Raw genomic sequence first — 4003 nt, forward strand, 5'->3', positions numbered from 1 at the left:
GCAACACAATGCCCGCGGCGGTCGAAAGATCGCTTCTCTTAGGGAAAGGAAACCTGAATGGCTGAATATGACCGTCAGACCCTCAATGCGCGGGCCGGCTCGGCCGTAGCCATCGATGAGGGCCTTCGGAGCTATATGCTCCGCGTGTACAATTATATGGGCCTGGGCCTCGTCGTGACGGGTCTGGTTGCCTGGTATGTGAGCACGCTCGTGGCGCCGCAGGGCTCCCTGATCGATGCCTCCGGCAGTTTCGCTACCGCCTTCGGCGCCGCCCTTTATGGCAGCCCGCTGCAGTGGGTGGTGATGCTCGCGCCCCTCGGCTTCGTGCTGGTGCTGAGCTTTGGCATCAACAAGCTCTCGCCGGTGGCGACGCAGGCCCTGTTCTGGGTCTTCGCCGCGGTGATGGGCCTGTCGCTGTCCTCGATCTTCGCCGTCTATACCGGCGGTTCGATCGCCAAGGTGTTCTTCATCTCGGCCGCCATGTTCGGCGCGATGAGCCTCTACGGCTACACCACCAAGCGCGACCTCACCAATATCGGCTCGTTCCTGATCATGGGCCTGTTCGGCCTGATCATCGCCTCGATCGTCAACATCTTCCTTCAGTCGTCGGCGCTGGACTTTGCTGTTTCGGCTATCGGCGTTCTGATCTTCGCAGGCCTCACCGCCTACGATACCCAGAAGATCAAGGAAATGTACTACGAAGCAGACAGTACCGAAGCCGCCGGCCGCAAGGCCATCATGGGCGCGCTGACGCTCTACCTCGACTTCATCAACCTGTTCCTGTTCATGCTGCGTTTCCTCGGAAACCGCGAATAGTCGGAACGATCGATTGACGGAAAAGGCGGCTTCGGCCGCCTTTTTTGTTGCGCGCGTTTTGCGTCTGAGTTGATCGATGGGCGCCGATGTGGGAGGACGGGTTTCGATCTTTCCAGCCAGGCTTTCCCATGTCCTTCACGATTCGAGACGCGACGCTTTCCGATATGCCGGCCATCACGGCCATCTATCAGGACTCGGTGCTGAACGGTGTCGCCTCCTATGAGATGACCGCACCGGACGAGGCGGAGATGAAGGAACGTTTTCTGGCCATCAGCGGCAATGGTTATCCCTATATCGCCGCCGTCGATCCGCAGGGTACCTTGCTGGGCTACGCCTATGGCTCGGCCTTCCGGACGCGCACCGCCTATCGGTTCCTCGTCGAGGATTCGATCTATCTGGCGCCGGAAGCGCGGGGACGGGGCGTTGGCAAGGCGCTACTCGCCGAACTTATCCGCTGCTGCACGGCGCTGGGTTTTCGCCAGATGGTCGCCGTCATCGGCGGGGCGCATCCGGCTTCCGTGGCGGTGCATCGCGCGGCGGGTTTCGAGCATGGGGGATTGATGAAAGGCACCGGCTTCAAGCATGGACGCTGGCTCGATACGATCATCATGCAACTGGCGCTTGGCGAAGGCCTGACGACCGATCCGCAGCCGGGCGTCTATCCGGATACGCTCTATCGCAAGTGATGCAAGGAAGCGTCAGGTGTCGATGAGCTTCAGCATCTTGTCGAATACTTTCAGCACCTGCTGCAGGTCATGGCCGCGCTTCAGGATCGTTCCATGGGTGTTGACGACACTGTAGGCCCCCTGTTTCGCCGCCAGCTTCGGGTTCTTCTCGATGCGGAACAGCGGCATTTCGCCGGAGCGCTTGAACACCGAGAACACGGCTTTTTCCCGCAAGTGGTCCATGGCGTAGTCGCGCCACTCGCCCTCGCCGACCATGCGGCCGTAGACCCTCAGGATCAGGTCGAGTTCCCTGCGGTGGAAGGTAATGGGGAGCGGATCCTGGTTGCTGCGATAGTCTTGCAGGTGGACAACCACATCGGACGCTTGTTGCCTCTCGGAACGGGCCTCGCCTCGCGGCAAATCCGGCTGATCGGTCATCTGTACTCCGGCCTTTTATTGTGACAGGACGGTTACAGTGTGCCTGACCTCTATCAAAATGCAAGCGGCAAGCAGCGACAGCGTCGGGCGTAAATATGCCGCGCAAAGGTCGCTGTAACAGTTTAAATCCGCTGCATAATTCCCTAAATCGATTCCGATTTAAGGAATTATGCAGCAGGCGGGCCTAGACTTTTTGCAGCCCGCCGCATTTCAGCCCAAACCGCGCCCCATTTCGAATCGACACTCCCGCTCGCCGACCTCAGGGCATCATCCCTTTCGTCGGCCTGCGCGTCTCATCGAACGCCGTTGTTGATTCGATGGGAAACGCTGTGGGAGTGTCTGGCCAATGCGCCTGTTCTGGCGCGGTCACTCCCGATGCCATAGTCGCGGTGACGCCCCGTTATCGTGGAATATGGCCGGTTCGGTCCGGCATCTTCGAACCCTCAGCCCCAGCCCCTCGATGCTGCCGGGCCGAACCTGAAACAGTGCGTGTGTCAGTTGGCGGCGTTGTCGGCCATCACGGTCGCCGCGCCAAGGATCGGGCCGGGTGTCTCGTCATCCTTCATCTTCTGCAAGAGCACGGCGCAACCGCCATCGTCGCCCTCTTTCAGGATGGATGCCGGCAGTACGAAACTTGCCGGCTTGCCGTCCCACATCCCGATCGTCTGGATATCGCGAACCGCGTGCCAGTAGGAAATCTTGCGGCCGCTGTTTTCGCCCTTCTTGACGTCGACGGACTGCTGGCGATTGAAATAGACGACCACGACATTGGCCTTGCCGGCGCCCGCGCCGATCCTGATGTCGATCTCGTCCTTGCGTATGGCGGCATCGACCGGCACGGCCAGGCCCTTGCCGGCCAGGTTCATCGCTTCGAGCTTGCTGTTGATACCCTTCAGATCCGCGCCGTTGATATGGTCCCGGCCGTTCAGCACGGCCTGGGGCGTGTAGACGCCGTTGCGGCCGAGCATCTTGGCATAGGCATATTGGCGCGCGGTATTGTCCTTGGTTGCCAGCGTGTCGGCCCAGCCAAGATAATTCCAGTAATCGACGTGATAGGCGAGCGCGACCACCTTGCCCTCGTCGATCAGCGACTTCAGCGCGGCGTCAGCCGGCGGACAGGACGCGCAGCCCTGGCTTGTGAACAGTTCCACGACGCCCTGCTGTTCGCCGGCGGCCACAGGCAGCGCCACGAGGCCGAGGCCAAGGGCGAGCAGGATGCTGCGAACGGGGCTTGATCCGGACATCGGGATTTCCATTTCGATCGGCGGGCAGGTTTGCCTTCGGTGATCTTACATACGCCCGTCGGACTTCAACAGAAAGTCACGTTGGAGTGAGAAACGCGGCATCGAAGGGGTGGCCCTGTCATGCGAAAGCCGGAGCTCTTTCAAGCCCCGGCTTTGCTACGTCTGGCTTTGTGCCGATCAGGCGGCGAGATCGCGCAGGACGGTCTGCAGGATGCCGCCATTGTTCATGTAGATGACCTCGTCGAGCGTATCGATGCGGCAGAGGATGTTGATCTCCTTCACCGTTCCGTCGCCATAAGTGATCCTGGCGGTCTTCCACTCGCGCGGCTTGATGTCGCCTTCGAGGCCGTCGATCTCGACGATCTCGTCGCCCTTCAGGTTCAGCGAGGCCCAGGTCATGCCTTCCTCGAAGACGAAGGGAACGACACCCATGCCGACCAGGTTCGAGCGGTGGATACGCTCGAAGGACTGGGCGATGACGGCCTTGACGCCGAGCAGGTTGGTGCCCTTGGCAGCCCAGTCACGCGACGAGCCGTTGCCGTATTCGACGCCGGCGAAGATGACCAGCGGCGTGCCCTCGTCCTTGTACTTCATGGCCGCATCGTAGATCGACATCTCTTCCTTCGACGGATAGTGGATGGTGTAGCCACCTTCCTTGCCGTTCGGACCGAGCATGTGGTTGCGGATGCGGATATTGGCAAACGTGCCGCGCATCATGACTTCATGGTTGCCACGGCGCGTGCCGTACTGGTTGAAGTCGGCAACCGCGACGCCGTTTTCGGTGAGGTAGGCACCAGCCGGAGAGGCAGCCTTGATCGAACCGGCCGGCGAAATGTGGTC

Annotated in this window: 4 protein-coding genes and 1 pseudogene; 2 read left to right on the forward strand and 3 right to left on the reverse strand. The window is 60.8% G+C overall.

Annotation, left to right across the window (positions count from 1 at the left end; genetic code table 11):
* The first annotated feature begins 57 nt into the window (after positions 1-57).
* Positions 58-816, forward strand: coding sequence for a Bax inhibitor-1/YccA family protein (locus VL202_RS01540; RefSeq protein ID WP_325462433.1), 759 nt, complete (start codon positions 58-60; stop codon positions 814-816).
* A gap of 128 nt (positions 817-944) precedes the next feature.
* The gene (locus tag VL202_RS01545) at positions 945-1502 is read left to right on the forward strand and encodes a GNAT family N-acetyltransferase (protein ID WP_325462434.1); all 558 of its coding nucleotides are present in this window, start codon (positions 945-947) and stop codon (positions 1500-1502) included.
* A gap of 12 nt (positions 1503-1514) precedes the next feature.
* Here the strand turns inward: VL202_RS01545 and VL202_RS01550 are convergent, their stop codons facing one another.
* The 3 genes and pseudogenes from VL202_RS01550 to VL202_RS01560 form a co-directional block, all read right to left on the reverse strand.
* A complete protein-coding gene (locus VL202_RS01550) occupies positions 1515-1919 on the reverse strand; it encodes a DUF2794 domain-containing protein (RefSeq protein ID WP_325462435.1) in 405 nt (134 codons plus the stop codon).
* Positions 1920-2413: 494 nt separating this feature from the next.
* The gene (locus tag VL202_RS01555) at positions 2414-3163 is read right to left on the reverse strand and encodes a thioredoxin family protein (RefSeq protein WP_325462436.1); all 750 of its coding nucleotides are present in this window, start codon (positions 3161-3163) and stop codon (positions 2414-2416) included.
* A gap of 177 nt (positions 3164-3340) precedes the next feature.
* Positions 3341-4003: pseudogene (locus VL202_RS01560) on the reverse strand (aconitate hydratase); the annotation flags it as partial.

The organism is Pararhizobium sp., assembly GCF_035497515.1.
In the GTDB taxonomy this organism is placed as follows: domain Bacteria; phylum Pseudomonadota; class Alphaproteobacteria; order Rhizobiales; family Rhizobiaceae; genus Pararhizobium.